General features: G+C 56.8%; 25 protein-coding genes. 10 read left to right on the top strand and 15 right to left on the bottom strand.

Annotation, left to right across the window (positions count from 1 at the left end; translation table 11 throughout):
- The first annotated feature begins 61 nt into the window (after window positions 1–61).
- Entirely contained in the window at window positions 62–634 is a 573-nt protein-coding gene (locus tag QZH36_RS04580; protein ID WP_301252714.1) for a flavin reductase family protein, read from the top strand.
- Between the two features lie 98 nt (window positions 635–732).
- On the opposite strand, the gene flgL is transcribed toward QZH36_RS04580, so the two are convergent.
- The 11 genes from flgL to flgB form a co-directional block, all read right to left on the bottom strand.
- Complete coding sequence (flgL, locus tag QZH36_RS04585) at window positions 733–1,698, bottom strand: flagellar hook-associated protein FlgL (RefSeq protein WP_253454600.1); 966 nt, start codon at window positions 1,696–1,698, stop codon at window positions 733–735.
- Between the two features lie 20 nt (window positions 1,699–1,718).
- A complete protein-coding gene (gene flgK, locus QZH36_RS04590; protein ID WP_253454601.1) occupies window positions 1,719–3,371 on the bottom strand; it encodes a flagellar hook-associated protein FlgK in 1,653 nt (550 codons plus the stop codon).
- A 116-nt stretch (window positions 3,372–3,487) separates the two neighbouring features.
- Window positions 3,488–4,447, bottom strand: a complete 960-nt coding sequence (flgJ, locus tag QZH36_RS04595) for a flagellar assembly peptidoglycan hydrolase FlgJ (protein ID WP_301252713.1) — start codon at window positions 4,445–4,447, stop codon at window positions 3,488–3,490.
- Entirely contained in the window at window positions 4,447–5,544 is a 1,098-nt protein-coding gene (locus QZH36_RS04600; RefSeq protein ID WP_301252711.1) for a flagellar basal body P-ring protein FlgI, read from the bottom strand. The genes flgJ and QZH36_RS04600 overlap by 1 nt, the downstream gene beginning before the upstream one ends.
- A 9-nt stretch (window positions 5,545–5,553) precedes the next feature.
- Window positions 5,554–6,255, bottom strand: a complete 702-nt coding sequence (locus tag QZH36_RS04605; RefSeq protein ID WP_253454603.1) for a flagellar basal body L-ring protein FlgH — start codon at window positions 6,253–6,255, stop codon at window positions 5,554–5,556.
- A gap of 66 nt (window positions 6,256–6,321) precedes the next feature.
- Entirely contained in the window at window positions 6,322–7,104 is a 783-nt protein-coding gene (gene flgG / locus QZH36_RS04610; RefSeq protein WP_125290784.1) for a flagellar basal-body rod protein FlgG, read from the bottom strand.
- A 16-nt stretch (window positions 7,105–7,120) separates the two neighbouring features.
- Window positions 7,121–7,861, bottom strand: a complete 741-nt coding sequence (locus QZH36_RS04615) for a flagellar basal-body rod protein FlgF (protein WP_253454604.1) — start codon at window positions 7,859–7,861, stop codon at window positions 7,121–7,123.
- Between the two features lie 21 nt (window positions 7,862–7,882).
- Window positions 7,883–9,091 (bottom strand): flagellar hook protein FlgE, encoded by a 1,209-nt coding sequence (flgE, locus tag QZH36_RS04620; protein ID WP_253454605.1) that lies wholly within the window; start codon window positions 9,089–9,091, stop codon window positions 7,883–7,885.
- Window positions 9,092–9,117: 26 nt separating this feature from the next.
- A complete protein-coding gene (gene flgD, locus QZH36_RS04625; RefSeq protein WP_253454606.1) occupies window positions 9,118–9,789 on the bottom strand; it encodes a flagellar hook assembly protein FlgD in 672 nt (223 codons plus the stop codon).
- An 11-nt stretch (window positions 9,790–9,800) separates the two neighbouring features.
- Window positions 9,801–10,205: a flagellar basal body rod protein FlgC gene (flgC, locus tag QZH36_RS04630; RefSeq protein WP_253454607.1), complete on the bottom strand. Its 405-nt coding sequence runs from the start codon at window positions 10,203–10,205 to the stop codon at window positions 9,801–9,803.
- Between the two features lie 3 nt (window positions 10,206–10,208).
- Entirely contained in the window at window positions 10,209–10,622 is a 414-nt protein-coding gene (flgB, locus tag QZH36_RS04635; protein ID WP_125290789.1) for a flagellar basal body rod protein FlgB, read from the bottom strand.
- 155 nt (window positions 10,623–10,777) lie between these two features.
- On the opposite strand from flgB, the gene flgA reads away from it, so the two are divergent.
- The 3 genes from flgA to flgN all read left to right on the top strand — a co-directional run bounded on the left by flgA (window position 10,778) and on the right by flgN (window position 12,279).
- Window positions 10,778–11,443, top strand: a complete 666-nt coding sequence (flgA, locus tag QZH36_RS04640) for a flagellar basal body P-ring formation chaperone FlgA (protein ID WP_253454608.1) — start codon at window positions 10,778–10,780, stop codon at window positions 11,441–11,443.
- A gap of 102 nt (window positions 11,444–11,545) precedes the next feature.
- A complete protein-coding gene (gene flgM / locus QZH36_RS04645; RefSeq protein ID WP_125290791.1) occupies window positions 11,546–11,839 on the top strand; it encodes a flagellar biosynthesis anti-sigma factor FlgM in 294 nt (97 codons plus the stop codon).
- 8 nt (window positions 11,840–11,847) lie between these two features.
- Window positions 11,848–12,279 (top strand): flagellar export chaperone FlgN, encoded by a 432-nt coding sequence (flgN, locus tag QZH36_RS04650; RefSeq protein ID WP_125290792.1) that lies wholly within the window; start codon window positions 11,848–11,850, stop codon window positions 12,277–12,279.
- 87 nt (window positions 12,280–12,366) lie between these two features.
- On the opposite strand, the gene murJ is transcribed toward flgN, so the two are convergent.
- From murJ to rimJ, 4 genes are all read right to left on the bottom strand, one after another.
- Window positions 12,367–13,905, bottom strand: coding sequence for a murein biosynthesis integral membrane protein MurJ (gene murJ, locus QZH36_RS04655; RefSeq protein WP_253454609.1), 1,539 nt, complete (start codon window positions 13,903–13,905; stop codon window positions 12,367–12,369).
- A 122-nt stretch (window positions 13,906–14,027) separates the two neighbouring features.
- The gene (locus QZH36_RS04660; protein ID WP_301729738.1) at window positions 14,028–14,945 is read right to left on the bottom strand and encodes a Gfo/Idh/MocA family protein; all 918 of its coding nucleotides are present in this window, start codon (window positions 14,943–14,945) and stop codon (window positions 14,028–14,030) included.
- Between the two features lies 1 nt (window position 14,946).
- Window positions 14,947–15,588, bottom strand: coding sequence for a DUF480 domain-containing protein (locus QZH36_RS04665; protein ID WP_253454611.1), 642 nt, complete (start codon window positions 15,586–15,588; stop codon window positions 14,947–14,949).
- On the bottom strand, window positions 15,588–16,184 hold the full coding sequence (rimJ, locus tag QZH36_RS04670; protein ID WP_125290796.1) for a ribosomal protein S5-alanine N-acetyltransferase: 597 nt from the start codon (window positions 16,182–16,184) through the stop codon (window positions 15,588–15,590). The genes QZH36_RS04665 and rimJ overlap by 1 nt, the downstream gene beginning before the upstream one ends.
- A gap of 258 nt (window positions 16,185–16,442) precedes the next feature.
- On the opposite strand from rimJ, the gene grxB reads away from it, so the two are divergent.
- From grxB to bssS, 6 genes are all read left to right on the top strand, one after another.
- Window positions 16,443–17,090, top strand: a complete 648-nt coding sequence (grxB, locus tag QZH36_RS04675; RefSeq protein ID WP_253454612.1) for a glutaredoxin 2 — start codon at window positions 16,443–16,445, stop codon at window positions 17,088–17,090.
- Window positions 17,091–17,231: 141 nt separating this feature from the next.
- Entirely contained in the window at window positions 17,232–17,795 is a 564-nt protein-coding gene (locus QZH36_RS04680; protein ID WP_301729739.1) for a lipoprotein, read from the top strand.
- Between the two features lie 201 nt (window positions 17,796–17,996).
- Window positions 17,997–19,043 carry a dihydroorotase gene (gene pyrC, locus QZH36_RS04685; protein ID WP_301729740.1) on the top strand — a complete coding sequence of 349 codons (1,047 nt, stop codon included), beginning with the start codon at window positions 17,997–17,999 and terminating at the stop codon, window positions 19,041–19,043.
- 68 nt (window positions 19,044–19,111) lie between these two features.
- Window positions 19,112–19,357, top strand: a complete 246-nt coding sequence (dinI, locus tag QZH36_RS04690; RefSeq protein WP_125290800.1) for a DNA damage-inducible protein I — start codon at window positions 19,112–19,114, stop codon at window positions 19,355–19,357.
- A gap of 140 nt (window positions 19,358–19,497) precedes the next feature.
- Window positions 19,498–19,743, top strand: a complete 246-nt coding sequence (locus QZH36_RS04695; protein WP_253454615.1) for a hypothetical protein — start codon at window positions 19,498–19,500, stop codon at window positions 19,741–19,743.
- 239 nt (window positions 19,744–19,982) lie between these two features.
- Entirely contained in the window at window positions 19,983–20,237 is a 255-nt protein-coding gene (gene bssS, locus QZH36_RS04700; protein ID WP_125290802.1) for a biofilm formation regulator BssS, read from the top strand.
- The last annotated feature ends 6 nt before the right edge of the window (window positions 20,238–20,243 follow it).

Genomic DNA, 20,243 nt, shown 5'->3' on the forward strand with positions numbered 1-20,243 from the left:
GGCATTGTCATATCCCGCCGCCACGCTTAGCTTTATTTATCCATTTCAAAGGAGGCTATTTATGGATGCTTTTTTTCAACCTGTTGAACTCGAAAAAGCTTATCGGCTGATCAATCACGGCCCAACAATCCTGGTGTCGGCAACACATGAAGGCGTCGAAAACGTGATGTCCGCCGCCTGGGCGTGCGGACTGGATTTCAAACCGGCAAAATTAACGGTGGTGCTTGATAAAAGCGCCTTTACCCGCCGCCTGATTGAAGCCAGCGGTCAGTTTGTTATCCAGGTTCCCACCGCCGCGCAGGCCGACCTTGTGCATTACCTGGGCACCCATTCACGCCATCAAGAGCAGGATAAGCTGTTGAAATCGGGCGTGGATCTTTTCTCCGTGCCGGAAGTTGCGCCGCCGCTGGTGGCAGGCTGTGCCGCCTGGCTTTTTTGTCATCTTATCCCGCTTGAACAAAATCAGCAGGATCATGATTTATTTATCGGGGAAATTAAAAGCGCGTGGGCTGACAGCCGGGTGTTCAGAGAAGGTCACTGGCACTTTGAAGAAGCGGGCGATGAGTGGCGCAGCCTGCACTATATTGCCGGCAAACATTTCTATACTACCGGCACGTCGCTGGTGGTGGAATAAGCAAACAACAGGCAAAAAAAACCCGTCGTCAGGAGGTTAATCTGAAGACGGGGAAAAAACGGACGCACCCGGTTTAAGCGCGTCCAAAATGGGTAAACCTAAGAATTCATTTTAAACAGCGACATCTGCGACATGGAGCTGAACACTTTATAAGACGCCTGTAGCGCAGCCTGCTTCATGGTGTAAGACGAAATCGTGCTGGTGTAATCGGCATCTACCAGATTACTCATCTGGGTCGCCTGGCTCAGCGCGGTATCGTCAGATTTCGCTTCAATGCTGTCCAGCTCGCTCAGCTGCGTACCCACTTCGGACTGAACTTTCAGCACGTTGTTCATGGAGTTACGCAGGCCACGGTTGGCCTTAGCCATATCCGCTGCCGCCGCATCTTTGGTCGCGCCGTCCGCATTCGCCAGCGGCTGCTTCAGCGAGTTAATCGCCGTGTTCAGCGTGGTGAAGATGTTGCTTTCACTGGCGCTGCCGTCCGGCTCCGCCACCGCATTGCTGGTCAGCGAGGTAAAGACCTGGCTGCCGGTATGGCTGGTGGTCATGGTGCGGCTGGCATCCACTTTCTGGCTGATGGCGGTATCGCCGCCGCTGTAGGCGACGTTGCCGCTGGCATCCTGAGTGAAAGGTGCCGTATCGGACTTGTAACCAGCAAAAATATAGCGGCCGTTACCGTCCGTAGAGTTTGCCAGGTTCATCAGCTGATCGCGCAGGCTGGTGAGCGTGGTTGCATAAGTCGAGCGGTCTTCGTCCGACAGCGTGCCGGTTGAAGCCGCCACTACCGCCGTTTGCGCCTGGGTGATCACGCTGGTCACCTGAGACAGATTGGTGGCTTCCTGCGACAGGCTGCTGGTGGCGAAGTTACGCGCCGTTTTGTACTGGCTGGTCTCGGCCTGAGCCTGAGACAGCACAACGGCCTGGGCCGCCGCGACCGGATCGTCCGAGGGCCTGACCACGCGTTTGCCGGTCGATAACTGTTCGCCTGACTTCAGCCAGCTGGCCTGCGAATCAGAAATGCCGCGCATTTGCTGGTCATAAATCATTGTGGTGCTTAAACGCATGATTTTATCCTTCTGAGGAATCAGCTTACGGCGCCAATCAGCGCGTTAAATATGGTCGTGGCGGTCTGCAAAATCTGCGCATTGGCCGTGTAATACTGCTGATAGCGCGTCAGGTTGCCGTATTCTTCATCCAGGTTCACACCGGAAACGGACTGCTGCTGATTGGTCAGCTGCGTCACCACGTTGCCCTGCGTGGTGCTGGTCGTTTGCAGGTTGCTGGTTTTGTTACCGATAGAGGCAACCATGCTGGCGTAGCCCTGCGTCACCGTGCTGCTGCCGCCGATCACTTTTTTGGTCTGCAAATCCAGCAGCGACTGAGCATTTTTGTTGTTGCTCACACCATTATCGGCATCGCCAGCGGCGACTTTAGCTTCGTCGGTGATATTGACGCTCATATTGGTGATAACGTTGGCAACCGGCTTCACCAGGAAGCTGTCCTTCGCCGTTGGCGTACCGGACACCGTCAGCTGCAGGCCATCAAAGTTCAGCGTGGTGTTGCCGCTGGCGTCCGTAGACGGGTTCGCGGACACGCTGGCATTGTCGGAAAGACGCTTTACGCTCCAGCCGTTGGTGTCGTAGCTCACCTTATAATCAGACGCTTTTACCGCGCTGGTATCGGTCCAGGCTGCCGAAAGCGAAGCCGTCTTGCTGTTATTGGTGTTGGACGTCACCGACGGGCCGCCGAGGTTAAAGAAGGCCTCGCCCGCGTCGCCGTTGCTGTCATAGCCCGCTTTGTGCTGGGTATTGAAGCTGTCGCCCAGCGCCATCGCCATCTGGCCAAGCTGGTTACGGGTATTATCCAGATCGGTGCGGAAAGCCAGCAGGCCGCCCAGCGAGCCGGTGGTCACCAGGCTTTCCGGGATTTCCGTCGCCTTACCGCTGGTATTATCCACCATAGCGATAGTTTTACGGCTCGGATCGCTGCTGGCAGAAACGGAGGCCAGCTTGCTGTAGCTGTCGCCCTGCACCAGCGAAATACCGTTGCCGATGCTGATGTTATAGCTGCCGCCGTCCTGCTGGCTGACGGTTACGCCGACAATTTTGTTCAGATCGCTGACCAGCTGATCGCGCTGATCCATCAGATCGTTAGGCTCGTTGCCCGCGCCCGCGCCTTTCAGCTTGGTGATCTGCTGGTTGATATTGGCGATCTGCTTAGCGTAGCCGTTGATCTGATCGACGCTGGAGGTGATCGAGGTGCTCAGGCTGCTGTCTACGTTACGTAAATAAGTATCCGTAACCCTGAACTGGTTAACCAGACCGTCGGCCTTACCCAATACCGCCTGACGCGAAGACGAGTCGGAGGCGTTGCTGACCAGCGTTTGCAGCGAAGAGAAGAAATCCTGCACGGTGGTCGACAGCGTATTGGTGGTGCTGGAAAACATATCGTCAATGTTGGACAGCTGGCTGTACTGCGTGGTCAGCGCGCTGGACTGGGTGCTGGCGCTGCGCAGCTGATTGGTAATAAAGGCATCGTATTCGCGGTTGACGCTGGCCACCGCCACGCCGTTGCCATAATACTGCGTGCCGTTCAGCGTGCTGCTTGCCTGGGCAAGAACCGTAGTCTGACGTGAATAGCCAGCAACGTTGTAATTGCTGATGTTGTTACTGGTGGTGCTCAGCGCGGCCGAAGCGGCGTTGATACCGGTCATAGCGGTGTTAATTAAGTTAGACATGTCGGTTCCTTATTGCTCCAGCACGGGCCGGCATTACAATCGGTTGCCGGCATGCGCTGATGCGGAACCGGCTTTTAAACGTTATCGGCAAAAATAAGGCAAACTTGAGCGGAAAATCAGAACAAATCGCCGATATCCTGGCTATAGGCTTTCACTACTTTCTCGCCCATGTTCTTGAATTGTTGGATCATTCCCACCAGCTTCTGCGCATACTTCGGATCGGTGGCGTAGCCTGCCGCCTGAAGCGCCTGCGCGCCCTGCTCCGGCGTTGCCGCCGTGGTCACCGCCTGGTAGCGCGGGTTGTTGGCAATCAGCTTCACATAGTCGCTCAGCGCATCGAAATAGGAGTCATAAACGCGGAATTTGGCTTTCACCTTTTTCGCTTCGCCGTGTTCATATTCGGTGGTGGTGATTTCGGTGGTTTTGCCCTGCCAGCTGCCCGTCGCCTTAATGCCGAAAAGGTTAAAGCTTGGCTTGCCTTCTGCGGTCATGATCTGCCGCTGGCCCCAGCCAGACTCCAGCGCGGCCTGCGCCAGGATCAGGTGATGAGGAATACCGGTACCGGCGCTGACTTCTTTCGCCGGCTGCGACAGTTTGGCAATAAAGTCAGCGCTGTCGCCGCTGAGCGGCCTGTCCGGCGAAGCAGGCAGGCGCGGCACGGCGCGACGGACGATCCGCTCCTGCTCTGTTTCCATCGCCATCGCCAGCGGCGGCAGCGTGTTGATAAAGTCTTTATCCAGCCTCATCGGCACGGTGCCCGCTTTCTCATCGGGCGCCTGCGCCTGCTCCATCTGCTTGACCATCATGTCGGCCAGGCCAAGCCCTTTCGAGGCGATTTCCTGCCCAATCTGCTGATCGTACATTGAGGTATAAAGACGCGTCTGTTCGGTGCTCAGCAGACCATCCTGCGGCAGCGCCTGGCGCATACTTTTCAACATCATTTGCACAAACATCCCTTCTACCTGTTTGGCGACTTCCCGCGCATGCGCTTTCGGGTCGTTGCTGGCCTGGCGTTTCAGGTTGTTCAGTGAGCCGCTGTCGTAGGCGGCTCCCATCAGAGACTGGGCGTTGCTCATCAGATAATTTCCAGTTTGGCGTGCAGACAGCCCGCGCTCTGCATTGATTGCAGGATGGACATCAGGTCGATCGGCGTGGCGCCTAAGGCGTTCAGGGCACGAACAACGCTGTTCAGGTTGGCACTGGCGTTTACGCTTTGCAGCGCGCCGCCGCTCTGGCGCAGGTCGATCTGCGTTTGCGGCGTGACCGTGGTCTGGCCGCCTGCGAACGGCGTGTTCGGCTGGCTGACGTTCTGCTGCTGGTTAACCGTGACCGACAGGTTGCCCTGAGCGATAGCGCAGGAGCTGAGCATCACTTCGCGATTCATTACCACCGAGCCGGTGCGCGAGTTGATAATCACTTTTGCATCCTGAATCGGCACGGAAACATCGATGTTCTGGATATCAGCCAGCAGGCGAACCTGAGAGGTGCCGTTAGCGGAAACCTGCACCTGCACGGTACGGCCATCCAGCGCCTGAGCAGAGCCGTAGCGACCGTTAATCGCGTCAGCAATACGCTGCGCCATGCTGAAGTCTTCTTCATTCAGGAACAGATTGATCACGTTAGACGCGCCGAAGCTGTTCGGTAGCTCACGCTCGATGGTCGCGCCGCCGGTAATACGGCCGCCGTTCACCTGGTTAACGGTGACGCTGCTGCCGCCGGCAGAAGCGCCCGCGCCGCCCACCAGGATGTTGCCCTGCGCCAGCGCATAAACCTGGTTATCCACACCTTTCAGCGGGGTCATCAGCAGCGTGCCGCCGCGCAGGCTTTTGGCGTTACCCATAGAAGAAACCACCACGTCAATCACCTGGCCCTGACGGCCAAAGGCAGGCAGCTTGCCGGTGACCATCACCGCCGCGACGTTTTTCAGCTGCATGTTGGTGCCGCTGGGCACGGTAATGCCCAGCTGCGACAGCATGTTGTTCAGACTTTGCGTGGTAAACGGCGTCTGGGTAGTCTGGTCACCGGATCCATCCAGCCCGACAACCAGACCGTAACCGATCAGGGAGTTGTCGCGCACGCCGCCAACCGTGGTCAAATCGCGAATGCGATCGGCGTGGGCAAAAGCGCTGACCGCAGTCAGCAGCAGCAGGGTGAATCGAATAATCTTACGCATTTTAACCTCTTAGAATGGTGACAGGTTCAGGAAGAACCGTTGCAGCCAGCCCATCGTCTGTGCCTCATTGATATAGCCGTTGCCGACGTACTCAATGCGGGCATCCGCCACCTGGGTCGAAACTACGCTGTTGCTGCCGCTGATGGTGCGTGGGTTAACCACGCCCGAGAAGCGGATAAATTCCGTACCCTGGTTAATCTCAATCTGTTTCTCACCAACCACTTTCAGGTTGCCGTTCGGCAGCACCTGATTCACGGTCACGGTGATGACGCCGATAAAGGTGTTGTTCGCCGTTGCGCCGCCTTTACCTGCAAAGTCGCTCTTGCCGTTGGCGTCGATATTGGTTTTTTCGCCGCCCAGCAGGCCGGTCAGCGCGGAAGGCAGCGCCGTCAGACCAAGGGATGCGCTACCGTCACGTCCTGCGGAGGCCGTGGAGCTTTTGCTCGCACTGACGTTTTCCTGCAGGGTAATGGTCAGCGTATCGCCGATATTACGTGGACGACGATCCTCGAACAGCGGCTGGTAGCCGTAGTTCATCGGCATCACGCCCTGAAAAATGGAGCCGTTAACCACAGGCGGCGAAGCGGCCAGCGGCTGGGCCGTTGTCGAACCTTCAACCAGGGGCTGACGTGGAACTAAAGCACAACCGTTAAGCGTCAGAAGCGCTAAGGCTACTAACAAGCGTCCAGGCACTGAAATTTGCTTCGCCATGGAATTAACCTTTAATCATTAGAGAAAGCTTTTATTAAGCGCCGGGCGAACCCGGCACGGTCTTACTTACAGCTGAGTCAGTTTGGCCAGCATCTGATCGGACGTGCTGATTGCCTTACTGTTGATCTCATAGGCGCGCTGAGTCTGGATCATGCTGACCAGCTCCTCGGCAACGTTTACGTTGGAGGTTTCAACGTAGCCCTGATAGAGCAGGCCCGCGCCGTTGTTGCCCGGCGTGCTGTCGGTCGGTGCGCCCGATGACTGCGTTTCCTGGTACAGGTTTTCACCTTTGCTTTCCAGGCCAGCATCGTTAATAAAGGTGCTCAGCGTCAGCTGGCCGACCTGCGTAGGCTGGGTCTGACCCTGCACCGTCACGCTGACCACGCCGTCACGGCCGATAGTCATGTTCAGGGCGTTGGCCGGGATAGTGATCGCCGGCTGCACCGGGAAACCGGCGTTGGTCACCAGCTGGCCGTTCTGGTCAGTCTGGAAAGAGCCGTCACGGGTATAGGCCAGCGTGCCGTCCGGCATCTGTACCTGGAAATAACCCTGCCCGCTGATCGCCACATCTTTCGATGAGTCGGTTTTGTTCAGGTTGCCCTGAGTGTGCAGACGCTCGGTCGCTACCGGACGAGTACCGGTACCCAGCTGCATCCCGGAAGGCAGAGAAGTCTGTTCAGAAGACTGCGCGCCAGGCTGACGAATGGTCTGATACATCAGATCTTCAAACACGGCACGCTGGCGTTTAAAGCCGTTGGTGCTGACGTTCGCCAGGTTGTTCGAGATAACGTCCATATTGGTCTGCTGAGCATCAAGACCGGTTTTGGCAATCCATAAAGAGTTAATCATGTTAGTTCCTCTGCTCTTAGCTCATTGACAGCAGCTGGTTAGCGCGTTGTTCGTTTTCATCGACGCTGGAGATGACTTTCATTTGCATCTCAAAGCGGCGTGCGTTGGCGATCATATCGACCATGGTCTGGCTGGAGCTGACGTTGCTGCCCTCCAGCACGCCAGGCATCACCTGAATGGTCGCATCGGCCTGCAGGGTTTGCGCTGCGCCGGTCGGACGGAACAGGCCGTCGTCGCCGCGAGTGACTTCCGAGCTGGTGGCTTTCACCAGCTTCAGACGTCCCAGCTGGACAGTGGCGTTCGGCGGATCGCCAGGGTTCAGCGCGGTAATCGTACCGTCAGCGGCAATGGTGATTTCCGAGCCTTGCGGTACGGCAATCGGTCCGCCGTCGCCCATCACCAGTTTGCCCTGGATGGTGAGCTGTCCGGCCGGGTTCAGCTCCATGTTGCCGTTGCGGGTGTAGGCCTCAGCGCCATCCTGAGCCTGCACGGCCAGCCAGCCATCCTGACGAACGGCGACGTCCAGCGAACGTCCCGTGTAGTCCATCGCGCCCGGGGTCATATCTGAGCCCGGCGTCGAAGCCGTCACCAGCGTACGGGTCGGCAGCGACTCGCCCTGCACCGGCACGGCGCGCAGCGCGTTCAGCTGCGCACGGAAGCCAGGCGTGGAGGCGTTGGCCAGGTTGTTCGCCGTGACTGCCTGCTGTTGGAGGGTCTGACTGGCAGCCCCCATTGCGGTATATATCGCGTGATCCATAAGACGATCCTGTTAGCCGAATTAACGCAGGTTGACCAGGGTGTTGAGGATCTGGTCCTGTGTTTTAATGGTCTGGGCGTTAGACTGATAGTTACGCTGTGCCACAATCATGTTGACCAGTTCTTTACTCAGGTCGACGTTGGAAGACTCCAGCGCGCCTGCGGTCAGCGTACCCAGGTTACCTGTGCCCGCCAGGCCAACCAGCGCCTGACCAGAAGAAGCCGTTGCTGACCACACGTTGTTGCCTTCAGACTTCAGGCCTTCCGGGTTAGCAAAGTTAGCCAGGGCGATCTGACCCAGGGTCTGGGTTTTCTCGTTGGAGTAGTTACCTACTACCGTGCCGTCGTTGTTGATCTGGTAGCTGGTCAGTTCGCCCGGCTTGTAACCATCCTGCGTTGGGTTGCCGAAGGTGCTGGTGCCGGTGTTCTGCTGCTGGCTGCCCGCCATGTTCAGCGTGAAGTTAGTGGCAGCAGAACCGTTCAGGCCCGCCAGCGTAATCGCCTGCGTCGCGGTGGATGTCATCTGGCCGCTGGTATCAAAAGTCATGTTGAACGTGCCCACGTCAGCGGTTGGGTTCGCCGAGCTGCCGTCCTTCACGTTCACCGTCCAGGCGTTGTCAGCCGTTTTGGTGAAGTACAGGTTCAGGTTGTGCTCGTTACCCAGCGAGTCATAGGTGGTCATTGACGCTTTGCTGTTGTAAGAGCTGGTATTGTTAATATCCAGCGGCGTGGTCGTCGGCACGCTGTCGGTTGAGTTCAGGTTAGCTACCAGTGCCGCTGCGCTGGTGGATTTCGCCGCCATCGCCGTGGTTGGTACGCTCAGCGCAACCGGGTTAGCGCCGGTCTGCACGGTTGGCGGCGTGCCGGTTGCCGGATAGCCGGTCAGCTGCAGGCCGTTGGCGTTAACGATGTTACGGTTAGCGTCCAGCGTGAACTGGCCGTTACGGCTGTAGTAAACCGCGCCGCTGGCGTCAGCCATACGGAAAAAGCCGGCCTGGCTGATTGCCACGTCCAGGCCACGGCTGGTAGAAGTGGTCGTACCGTCGTTAAAGTCCTGGGTTACCGCAGCTACTTTTACGCCCAGACCGACTTTAGAATCGGCGAACATATCAGCGAAGGAAACGGTAGCGGATTTAAAACCCACCGTTGCGGAGTTGGCGATGTTGTTGCCGATAACGTCCAGGTTGCTGGATGCTGCGTTTAAACCGCTGACTGCCTGAGAAAATGCCATGTGTGTATTCCTGAATCGGGGTTAAGTTAAATAATCTGACGAACATTCGCGATGGTGGTCTTACCCATCGTGCCGAGGTCGAGAACGGCACCGCTGGTGTCGTTAGTAACCCCATTGACTAATGCATAATTCAGCGGCTGCGCGACCAGCTGTCCGGTAGCGTTGCTGGCGCTGATGGCCACGTTATATTTGCCGTCGCCTGCGGTGGTGCCGTCTGCTGACGAACCATCCCAGGAGAAGGTGTGGACGCCGGCGCTGAGCGCACCCAGGTTAATGGTTTGCACTACCTTGCCAGAAGGATCGGTAATGGTGGCGGTGGTCGCCGTTGAAGCCTGTTCCAGGCTAACGCCAAACGGCGTGGTCTGACCGCTGCCGACCAGCACCTGCGAGCCGTTAACCATCACGCCTTTGCCGATCAGGGTGGAAGCCTGCAAAGACTGTCCGCTGTTGATCTGGCCGGAAATCGATCCCAGCGTGGTGTTCAGTTTTTCAATGCCGCTCAGGGTATTGATCTGTGCCAGCTGTGTAGTCAGCTGGCCGTTATCCATTGGGTTCGTCGGATCCTGGTTTTTTAACTGCGTGACCAGCAGGGTCAGGAAGTTACTTTGCAGGTCGGCTGCCGTTTTATCGGTAGTCGACGACGAAGAAGTAATAGCTGTGTTGTCAAGTGACTCATTAACGCCAACGGTAATGCCCATCTGTCTGTTCCTTATTGACCCATCGTCAGGGTTTTCATCATCATTTGTTTAACGGTGTTCAGCACTTCAACGTTGGCCTGGTAACTGCGCGACGCCGACATGGTGTTAACCGTTTCCCCGACCACGTCCACGTTTGGCATCTTGACGTAACCTTTCGCGTCGGCCATTGGGTTGCCCGGTTCGTAAACCAGCTTCGCTGGCGTAGGATCGTCCACTACCTGCGCGACGCGTACGCCGCCGGTCGCTGCGCCTGGCGCCGCATCGGTCTGGAAAACCACCTGCTTCGCCACGTAAGGCTGACCGTCCGGCCCGGTTACGCTGTCGGCGTTGGCCAGGTTACTGGCGCTGACGTTCAGACGCTGCGACTGGGCAGCCATTGCCGATCCGGCGATATTAAAAATGTTCAGTAAAGCCATTTATTATTGCCCCTGTAATACGGACATCATGCCTTTGATCTGGCCGCTGATAAGAGTCAGATCCGTTTGATACTTCAGGCTGTTATCGGCAAATTCGGTACGTTCGCGGTCCATATCCACCGTGTTGCCATCCAGCGAGGGCTGGGACGGCACGCGGTACATCAGATCCATTGATGCCGGTGCAGAAGACTGCGCAGCAATATGGCGTGACGAGGTGACCGCCAGCGACATGCCCGTTCCCTGCGCTCGCCCCTGCTCCATCACTTTGCTCAGCTGGCTGGCGAAATCGATATCGCGCGCCTGATAGCCTGGCGTGTCCGCGTTAGCGATATTGGATGCCAGGATTTCCTGCCGCTGTGCACGCAGGTTAAGTGCTTCAGTGTTAAACCGTAGGGCTGCGTCGAGTTTGTCGAGCATGTTTCCTCCGCAATTGAAAATTCAGTGGGGAGAGAATAAGCGGGTTAGGATTAATCCGATCGGCAGAATAGCGCTAAAAAGCGTCGTTAATTTGCGCCTTGACTTTGCGGCCCCGTGCGTAGAATCGTCGCCATGTTGCAGCGAGGATGAAAAATATGCGTGTGTTGACTCTCTTCCTGATGAGTCTGAGTCTGGCAACGGTTAGCGCCAGCGCCGCCGACCTGACGGCCCAGCTCAATCAATTTTTTAAAGCCCGCTATGGGGAAACCGGCCAGGGTGCCGATACCCTGAGCGTGGTAGTGAAAACGCCGCAGGGGCAGTGGCCCGCCTGTGATGCACCGCAATTTTCCTTACCGGGCAATAGCCGGATGTGGGGCAACATGAGCGTGGCCGCCAACTGTGGCCAGAACCGGCGCTATCTACAGGTACAGGTGCAGGTTGAAGGCGATTATCTGGTGGCGGCTCGCCAGGTCGTGCGCGGTACCGCGCTGACCGCGGACGATTTAAAAGTGGTGCATGGCCGTCTGGATACGCTGCCGGCGCGTGCGGTGATCAATATGGCCGACGTGGCCGACGCTGTCGCGCTGCGGGACATCGTGCCCGGCCAGCCGCTGACGATGATGATGGTGCGCCAGCCGTGGCGCGTGAAGGCCGGCGACAACGTCAATGTTATCGCCAGCGGAGACGGTTTTAACGTCGCCAGCGAGGGCCGCGCCATGAACAACGCCACGGCGGCGCAGCCGGTCAGAGTACGCATGAATTCAGGGCAGATTGTGAGCGGGAAAGTCGGCTCCGATGGGAATATTCTTATATCGTTGTAAAGCGTTAAAGATGGCTTCATCTCTGCCGATAGTGTAAATAACAGACGTAATACACTTGAGCAATTCAGGCCGCTATTTGCCTGAGCAAACTGGAGCCAGATTATGAGCATTGACAGAACTCAACCTATGAAGCCGGCCAGTACCGTGCAGCCTCGCGATCTTCCTGAAATGGCTACGCCGAAGGCGCAGAAGGTAGAGACAAAAACAACCGAATCAGGTACCCAGGTGGTACTGAGCGGCGCACAGTCACAGCTGACCAAATCCAGCTCGCAGGATATTAATACCGCGCGCGTTGAGCAGCTGAAGACCGCCATCCGTAACGGCGAACTGAAAATGGACACCGGCAAAATCGCCGACGCCCTGATCCAGCAAGCCAAAGACTCTTTAAAAGGTTAATCAGGTAAATGACTAAACTGTTGAACGCGCTCGATAAAATGCTGGAAGTCCTGAAAAGTCTGTCTGACGTAATGGCGGCAGAGCAACAACAGCTCTCGAGCGGTCAGATCAACAGCAGCCTGCTGCAACGTATTACGGAAGATAAAAGTTCGCTGCTGGCCACGCTCAATTTCCTTGAGCAGCTGCGCCGCGATGCGGAGAAAGAAGCGGGCTTCCACGCGCCCTACAGCGGTCAGCCGGAAATGGCTCGTCGCTGGGCTGCGCTACAGGAGCAGACGGTAAAACTGCGCGATACTAATTTGCATAACGGGATGTTGCTTAACCATCAAATCACCTTTACGGAAAAGGCGATTGAGGTATTAAAGCCCTATCAGACCCAGAAGTTTTATGGCCCGAACGGCCAGGCAACTTCAAGCGGCTTTATCAGCCGTAAGGTATAAAGCGCCGTCACTACCCCGGCCTGCGCCGGGTTTTGCGTTTTAGTGAGTGCAGAAGCTAAAAACCCCGTTTTGCAACGGGGTTTTGCTTTATATGGCCGTAGTGCGGGCGAAATCCTTAACGCGGAATCCCAGCAGCGCCAGCACCGCAAAGTAGACGCCGCCGCCAACGGCGCAGACCGCCGCCAGACGCAGCAAACGCATCAGCATATTGCCCTGCGCCCATTCCGGCATGACCCACATCATCCCTGCCAGCGCGGCCGCCATAGCGATAACCGCGATAACCAAACGCAGCAAAAAGCTGAACCAGCCAGGCTGTGGCAGAAATATTTTCTGTTTGCGCAGCTGCCAGTAAAGCAGCGCGGCGTTCAGACAGGCCGCCAGACCAATCGACAGCGACAAACCGGCATGTTTCAGCGGGCCGATAAAGGCCAGGTTCATTACCTGCGTCATAATCAGCGTCACGATGGCGATTTTGACCGGCGTTTTGATGTCCTGCCGCGAATAAAAGCCCGGCGCCAGGATTTTCACCACGATCAGCCCCATCAGTCCGACCGAATAGGCGACCAGCGCGCGCTGGGTCATGGCCGCGTCAAACGCGGAGAATTTCCCATACTGAAACAGCGCGACGGTCAGCGGCTTAGCGAGGATCCCCAGTGCAACCGCGCTTGGCAGCGCCAGCACGAAGCAGAGGCGCAGTCCCCAGTCCATCAGACGGTTATATTCATCGTGATTATTGCTGGCGAAGCTTTTGGCCAGCGAGGGCAGCAAAATGGTGCCCAGCGCCACGCCCAGCACCCCGGAAGGAAACTCCATCAGGCGGTCGGCGTAGTACATCCAGGAAACGGAACCGGAAACCAGAAATGAAGCGAAAATAGTGTTGATAATCAAGGAAATCTGGCTGACGGACACGCCCAGGATCGCTGGCCCCATCTGGCGCATCACCCGCCAGACGCCCGCATCCTTCAGGTTAAGGCGCGGCAGCACCAGCATGCCAATTTTCTTTAAATGCGGCAGCTGATAGCCCAGCTGTAAGACGCCGCCGACCACCACGGCCCAGGCCAGCGCCATCACCGGCGGGTGGAAATGCGGGGCCGCGAACAGCGCAAAGCCGATCATGCTGATGTTCAGCAGCGTCGGCGCAAAGGCCGGCACGGAAAAGCGGTTCCAGGTATTCAGGATCGCGCCCGTCAGTGAGGCCAGCGAAATCAGCATGATATAGGGAAAGGTGACGCGCAGCAGCGCTGAAGTCAGCGCAAACTTGTCGGCCGTATCGGCAAAGCCGGGCGCGGTCACTAAAATCACCCAGGGCGCGGCAAACATCCCGGCCACGGTAATAATCGCCAGCGCCAGCGTTAACAGCCCCGAGACGTAGGCGATAAACACCCGCGTCGCCTCCTCGCCCTGCTTGCTTTTGTACTCCGCAAGGATCGGCACAAAGGCCTGAGAAAAGGCGCCTTCGGCAAAGATGCGGCGCAGCAGGTTCGGCAGTTTAAAGGCGACAAAGAAGGCGTCGGTTGCCATTCCCGCGCCGAACACTCTTGCCACGATGGCATCGCGCGCAAAGCCCAGCACGCGAGAAAACAGGGTCATCGAGCTGACCGCTGCCAGGGATTTCAACAGGTTCATGATCTTCGATTCTTTTAAAGGAGGTGGCGCGCCACGGTTATCATCCGGCCGCTTCAGACGGCGCGAAAGCTGGCATAGTCTACTGATATGCCGTGAAATAACCACATCCTATTGTTACAGCATTATTCCCTGTCGCTGTCGCGCCAGAGCTTTTCAATGACGCGCTGCGCCGCCAGCGCCTGCTCGCCGGAGGTTTGCGGCATAGTCTGATTTTGCGCGCAGTCGATAAAATGGCGCGCCGCGCCAGCAAACCCACGCTGCTCCAGCGTGCTCTGCCAGCCTGGAACGGGATCGATAACGAGGCGACCGGCCGTTTCCTGCCGTAGCTCCCGCATATCGTCAACCTGCCAGACGCTGCCGTCCGCTATCGCCATCACCGATTCGCGCTGGGTGCCCGCCCGACGGTGCATACTGGTGGTGATTTGCAGCTTGTCGACCTGAAAATGGTGCTCGGCATAGAGCATTTCGCCGTCGTCATTGGTCAGCAGCGTACCGCTTTGCAGTGTCGCCCCGCCGCCACCGAGCCACAGCGCGGTATCCACGACGTGCAGATAATCGTCCAGCAGCGTAAAAAAGAGATCGCGCGGGCCGACGCTGTCGCTGCGGTGTTTGTCCATGCGCAGCGAGGCCAGACCGCCCAGCGCTTTTAGCTGCAGATAGCGAGGCGCAAAGCGGCGGTTGAACGCCACCATCAGCTTGCGGCCACGCTGCTGCGCCAGCGCCACCAGCTGTTCGGCTTCGGCAAGCGTTGCCGCCAGCGGTTTATCGACGCAGACATCCTTGCCCGCCAGCAGCAGCTGTTTAACGATGCTGAAGTGCGTGGCGGTTGAGGTATGCACAAAGATCGCGTCACAGTCGTTAATCAATCCCTCCAGCGTGGCATAAAGAGGAATACGCCAGCTGTCGCAAATCGGGCGGGCCTTCTGCTGATTAGGGGAAAACGCGCCCGCCAGCCGCCAGCCCTGCGCGTCAGCCAGCACCGGAAGCCAGGCTTTCTGCGCAATATTGCCCAGCCCCACCATACCTATACGCAACGTCATATCAGGATCCTTTCAGCAATTGAGCCAGCTGCCGCTGCATTTCCGCCATCTGGCGCTCGAGTTCCGCCACTCTTTCTGTCAAATCGCCGCTTTCTGGTGCGTCTGAAGAGGCGGGCAACGCGGCCTCATCCACCTCGCCGCTGAACAGATGCATATAGCGGCTTTCCCGCTTGCCTGGCTCACGCGCCAGCCGGACGACAAAGGGGCCGTCCTCGCGCGCGGCAAGATTTTCCAGCGTCCGCTCAAGCTCAGCCATATCGGCAAATTCATGCAGCCGGGCGCTGCGCGTGCGCAGTTCGCCCGGCGTTTGCGGGCCGCGCAGCAGCAAAGTAGCCACCAGCGCCAGCTCTGCGGCAGAAAATTTGAGCTGGCCGAACTCGCTGTTGCAGAAGCGGTGCTCATATTTCACCACTCTCTGGCCGGATCCGCTAAACGAGGTAACCAAATGCTTTTTCGCCAGCATGTCCAGCGCATCCTGCACGCCGGTTTCAGCCAGCGTCATCACGGGTTCGCGGTTCGATTTCTGGTTACAGGCCGTGACCACGCCGTTCAACGACATGGGATACTGATCGGGCGTCGTCACCTGCTTTTCCAGCAGGCAGCCAATAATGCGCGCCTCAACGGGCGAAAGAAGAATTTTCATCAAAGAGGTCCACGTCGTTCGGGTGTCCATTCTCTGGCGGTCAGCGCGGTCAGCACGTGATCCTGCCAGCGTCCGTCTATCAGCAGATAGTCTTTGGCATAGCCCTCTTTTTCAAAGCCGAGCCGGGCCAGTAAGTTGCCGCTGCGCTGATTATGCGGCATGTAGTTCGCCATAATTCTGTGCATATGTTGCTGGCGCTGCATATAACGAATAGCCGACTGGAGCGCCTCGAACATCATGCCCTGTCCCTGCCATTTCTGCCCCAGCGAATAGCCCAGATAGCAGGCGTGAAACGAGCCGCGCACCACGTTACTGAAGTTGGCCACGCCGCGCACTTCGTTTTCGTCCGGATCCATCACCGCAAAATAGTAGGCGTTGCCCTGCTTATGCATATCGGTGATCAGCCCCAGCCGCGCCTGCCAGCCGGAAGGATAGCAGTGGCTTTCATCCCGAATCGGCTCCCAGGGCTTAAGAAATGCCCGGTTTTCCGCATAGTAATCCGCCAGACGCCAGGCGTCTCTCTCGTGTACCAGGCGCACGACCAGCCTGTCGGTAGTCAGGCGCACTTTAGGGGCTGCGGAACGATAGCCAAACATCTTCTCTCCTGAATTCAGCCGATCATAAATAAAAGCGCCGCGTTGCGTCGACGGCACGTCTTTTTACTATAACCGCCTGATTGCAGTCGGGTAAAATAATGCCGGGAAATATTCCCGTTGTGAATGGCGGAAACGGCTGAAACGCACGATAGCTGGCGCACCGGTTTGCCCTGTCAGCCGTTCTCTTCCATACTCCCTGCATACATTAAGAAGGTTAATGGTATTTGCCGTTACCTTTATCGCTGTAAGGAGGCACTTTTGAAACTGTTTATTTACGAACACTGTCCGTTCTGCGTAAAGGCACGCATGATCTTTGGCCTGAAAAACCTGCCGGTCGAACTGGTGGTGATGCTGAATGACGATGAAGAAACGCCGAAGAAGCTGATCGGACAAAAAATGGCGCCGATCCTGATGAAAGAAGACGGCAGCTGCATGCCGGAAAGCCTGGATATCGTCGCCTTTGTTGATAAAAGCGACGGCGAGCCGCTGCTGACGGGCCGTCCTAATCCCGCGATCAGCGACTGGCTGCGTCACGTTAACAGCTATCTGAACAAGCTGCTGCTGCCTCGCATCGCCACGGCATCCTTTGCCGAGTTCGCCACGCCCGAAGCGCGCCGCTACTTCACGGAGAAAAAAGAAGCCAGCGTCGGCAGCTTTGACGAGCTGAGGCAGCATTCCGCAGGCTTTATTAAAAATATCAATGACGATCTGCGCAAGCTCGACAAGCTGATTGTGAAGCCCAACGCGGTGAACGGCGAGCTGTCGCTGGATGATATCCACCTTTTCCCGGTGCTGCGTTCCCTGACCCTGGTCGCGGGCGTCGACTATCCCAGCCGCGTGGCTGACTATCGCGACAATATGGCGAAACAGACGCAGATCAATCTGCTTTCTTCCGTGGCTGCCTGATCTTCCGGGGCCGTTTTCACGGCCCCGCCTTATTTCGTCACAACTTTTCCCACCAGCCGGGTGACTCTTTGTCATTTGTCGGGCAAGCTATCGCTGCGCGTCAGAAGGGGTAACTGACGTCATAACGTGACGAGGAGCACTATGAACAATCTTATGCGGGGCGCGATGGCCCTGATGCTGGCGCTGAGCCTGGCAGGCTGCAACAAGCTGACTCAATATTCCGTCAGCGAGCAGGAAGTAAACCAGGCGCTGCAAAAGCATAATAATTATGAAAAGCAGATTGGCGTGGCCGGGCTGGTCGATGCCCATATTGTCCTGACCGATCTCAACAGCAAAATCGGGCGCGAAGAGGCGGACAAAGCCACGCTGACCGGTAAAGCTACCGTGGACATCAGCTCGCTGTTCGGCCCACAGCACGCGGAAATGCTGCTGACCATGAAGGCGCAGCCTGTTTTCGATAAGGAAAAGGGGGCAATCTTCCTGAAAGATATGCAGCTGACCGACGTCCAGGCGCAGCCCGCGAAAATGCAGGGCGTGCTGAATACGCTGACGCCCTACCTGAATCAGTCGCTGAAAGAGTATTTCAATCAGAAGCCGGCTTACCTGCTCAGCACCGATCGCAGCAAGGCGGAGTCGATGGCGAAGCGTTTCGCTAAAGGTCTGGTAGTGAAGCCTGGCGAGCTGGTGATCCCATTTACTGATTAACACCTCAGGGTTTCCCAATTGCTGCGGGAAACCCTGATTTATTTCTCCGCCGCCTTTATAAAGCAGGTGCAAACGCTATGGGAAACCCTGACCCATTTCGCTGCCGCCCTCACAAAGCAGGTGCAAACGTTTGGCTTTCCCTTTATCCTTGATACCCGGCCAAATCGCGCCATACGATTTCACTTCTGCCGGAGCCTGTTCATGACTGCACACCCTCAGCAACTTATTATCCGCCGCCCTGACGACTGGCATATCCATCTGCGAGACGATGAGATGCTGAAAACCGTGCTGCCCTTCACCAGCGAGGTCAACGGTCGGGCAATCGTTATGCCTAATCTGGTGCCGCCGATTGTTAGCGTAGCCGCCGCCGTGGCCTATCGCGATCGCATCCTGGCCGCCGTGCCGGAAGGCCACCGTTTTACGCCGCTGATGACCTGTTATCTGACCGATTCGCTGGCTGCGGACGAGGTCGAGAAAGGCTTTAGCGAAGGCGTGTTTACCGCTGCCAAACTTTATCCCGCCCATGCGACCACCAATTCCAGCCACGGCGTGACCAATATCGATGCCATCGCCACCGTGCTGGAGCGGATGCAGAAAATCGGCATGCCGCTGTTGATCCACGGCGAAGTGACCGATGCGCACATCGATATTTTCGATCGCGAGGCACGCTTTATCGAAACCGTGATGGAGCCGTTGCGCAAACGCTATCCGGCGCTGAAAGTGGTTTTTGAGCATATCACCACCAAAGAAGCCGCTGAGTACGTGCAGGAAGGCAATCATCTGCTTGGTGCTACCATCACCCCGCAGCACCTGATGTTCAACCGTAACCATATGCTGGTGGGCGGCGTGCGTCCGCATCTTTACTGTCTGCCCATCCTGAAGCGCAACGTGCATCAGGAAGCACTGCGCAAAGTGGTCGCCAGCGGCCACGAACGCTTCTTTTTGGGAACGGACACCGCGCCGCACCTGCGTCATCGTAAGGAGGCCAGCTGCGGCTGTGCAGGCGTCTTTAATGCCCCTTCTTCCCTGCCCGCCTACGCCACCGTGTTTGAAGAGCTGGGCGCGCTGGCGCATTTCGCCGCGTTCTGTTCCGAGAACGGCCCGCGCTTCTACGGCCTGCCGCTGAATGAAGGCACGCTGAAGCTGGTGCGTCAGCCGTGGACGGTGCCGGAGAGCGTCACGCTGGGCGAAGACACGCTGGTGCCGTTCCTGGCTGGCGAAACGCTGAACTGGCGCGTCGAGCTGTAATTCAGACAAAATGATTGCTTCCGCCGATCTTACTGTATATATTCACAGTGAATTCATCGGAGGCTTTTATGCGTATTGAAGTCACTGTAGCAAGAACCACCTCGCTGCCCGCTGGCGCCATCGATGCGCTGAGCGCCGAGCTGAGCAAGCGAATCGACAAACAATTTCCTGAATCCGCCCACAGCGTTTCGGTACGCTACGCCGCAGCCAATAATCTGACGGTGATGGGCGGCGGTAAAGAGGCAAAAGACCAGATTACCGATATCCTGCAGGAAACCTGGGAAAGCGCCGACGACTGGTTTATCACCGACTGATCGACGTCCCGTGGTCTTTCCGTTTTTTGCCGGGCTTCGCCGTCCGGCTTTTTTCTTTTCTCCCCTCTTTGCTCCTGACGGAATCTGGCTATAGTAGAGTGACCAAATATGCGTTGCTGCCGCTGGCTAAGAGGTCTGCCATGAATGTTGAAAATCCTGAAGAAGCGATGACGTTTGGCGAGCTGCTGGCGCTGATCGCCGATCAACAGCGCCGCCTGAGCGTGCTGGAAGTTGCTTTCTCCTCTCTCTCTTTGTGCCTGGATGAACAGGCCGCGCTGCGGCTGGTCGACAAGCTTCGTCTGGAAGCGACCCGTTCAGATTATGATGAAAATAAGCGGCAGCACTTCGCCGCGCTGGCCGATGAGTTAGCCAAACGAGCCGGGTGAATAATATTTACTCAAGTATTGTTATTTCGCTGCCGATATTTATTATATCGGGAGCACCCGCTCTTAGTTTCTGCGTACGCAATCCCGTAACAATTAAAGGCAATCGGCTCAGATCGACATTTCATTCTGCGAACATTGGAATTTCTGTTATAATTTTCCTGTTCTATGAAAAAAAGCCGCATTGAACCTCGATAAATCACTTCGTTGTCATTGTTAACACGAGTAATAAGGGGGTTATAATGGACAGAAACAAAGAGGTTATCCAGACACATCCCCTCGTTGGGTGGGATATCAGTACCGTAGACAGCTACGATGCTATGATGATCCGTCTGCATTCACTTTCATCAAATGAACAGCCAGACGATGAAGCTGAAGTGGGCCAGACCTACTGGCTGACCACCGATGTTGCCAGACAATTTATCTCCATTCTCGAAGCTGGCATAGCGAAGATAGAAGCTACTGAATATCAGGATCGCGACTACAAAAAGCACTAATTTCGT

Origin of the sequence: Erwinia wuhanensis, from assembly GCF_030484085.1 — a bacterium.
GTDB lineage: Bacteria > Pseudomonadota > Gammaproteobacteria > Enterobacterales > Enterobacteriaceae > Erwinia > Erwinia aeris.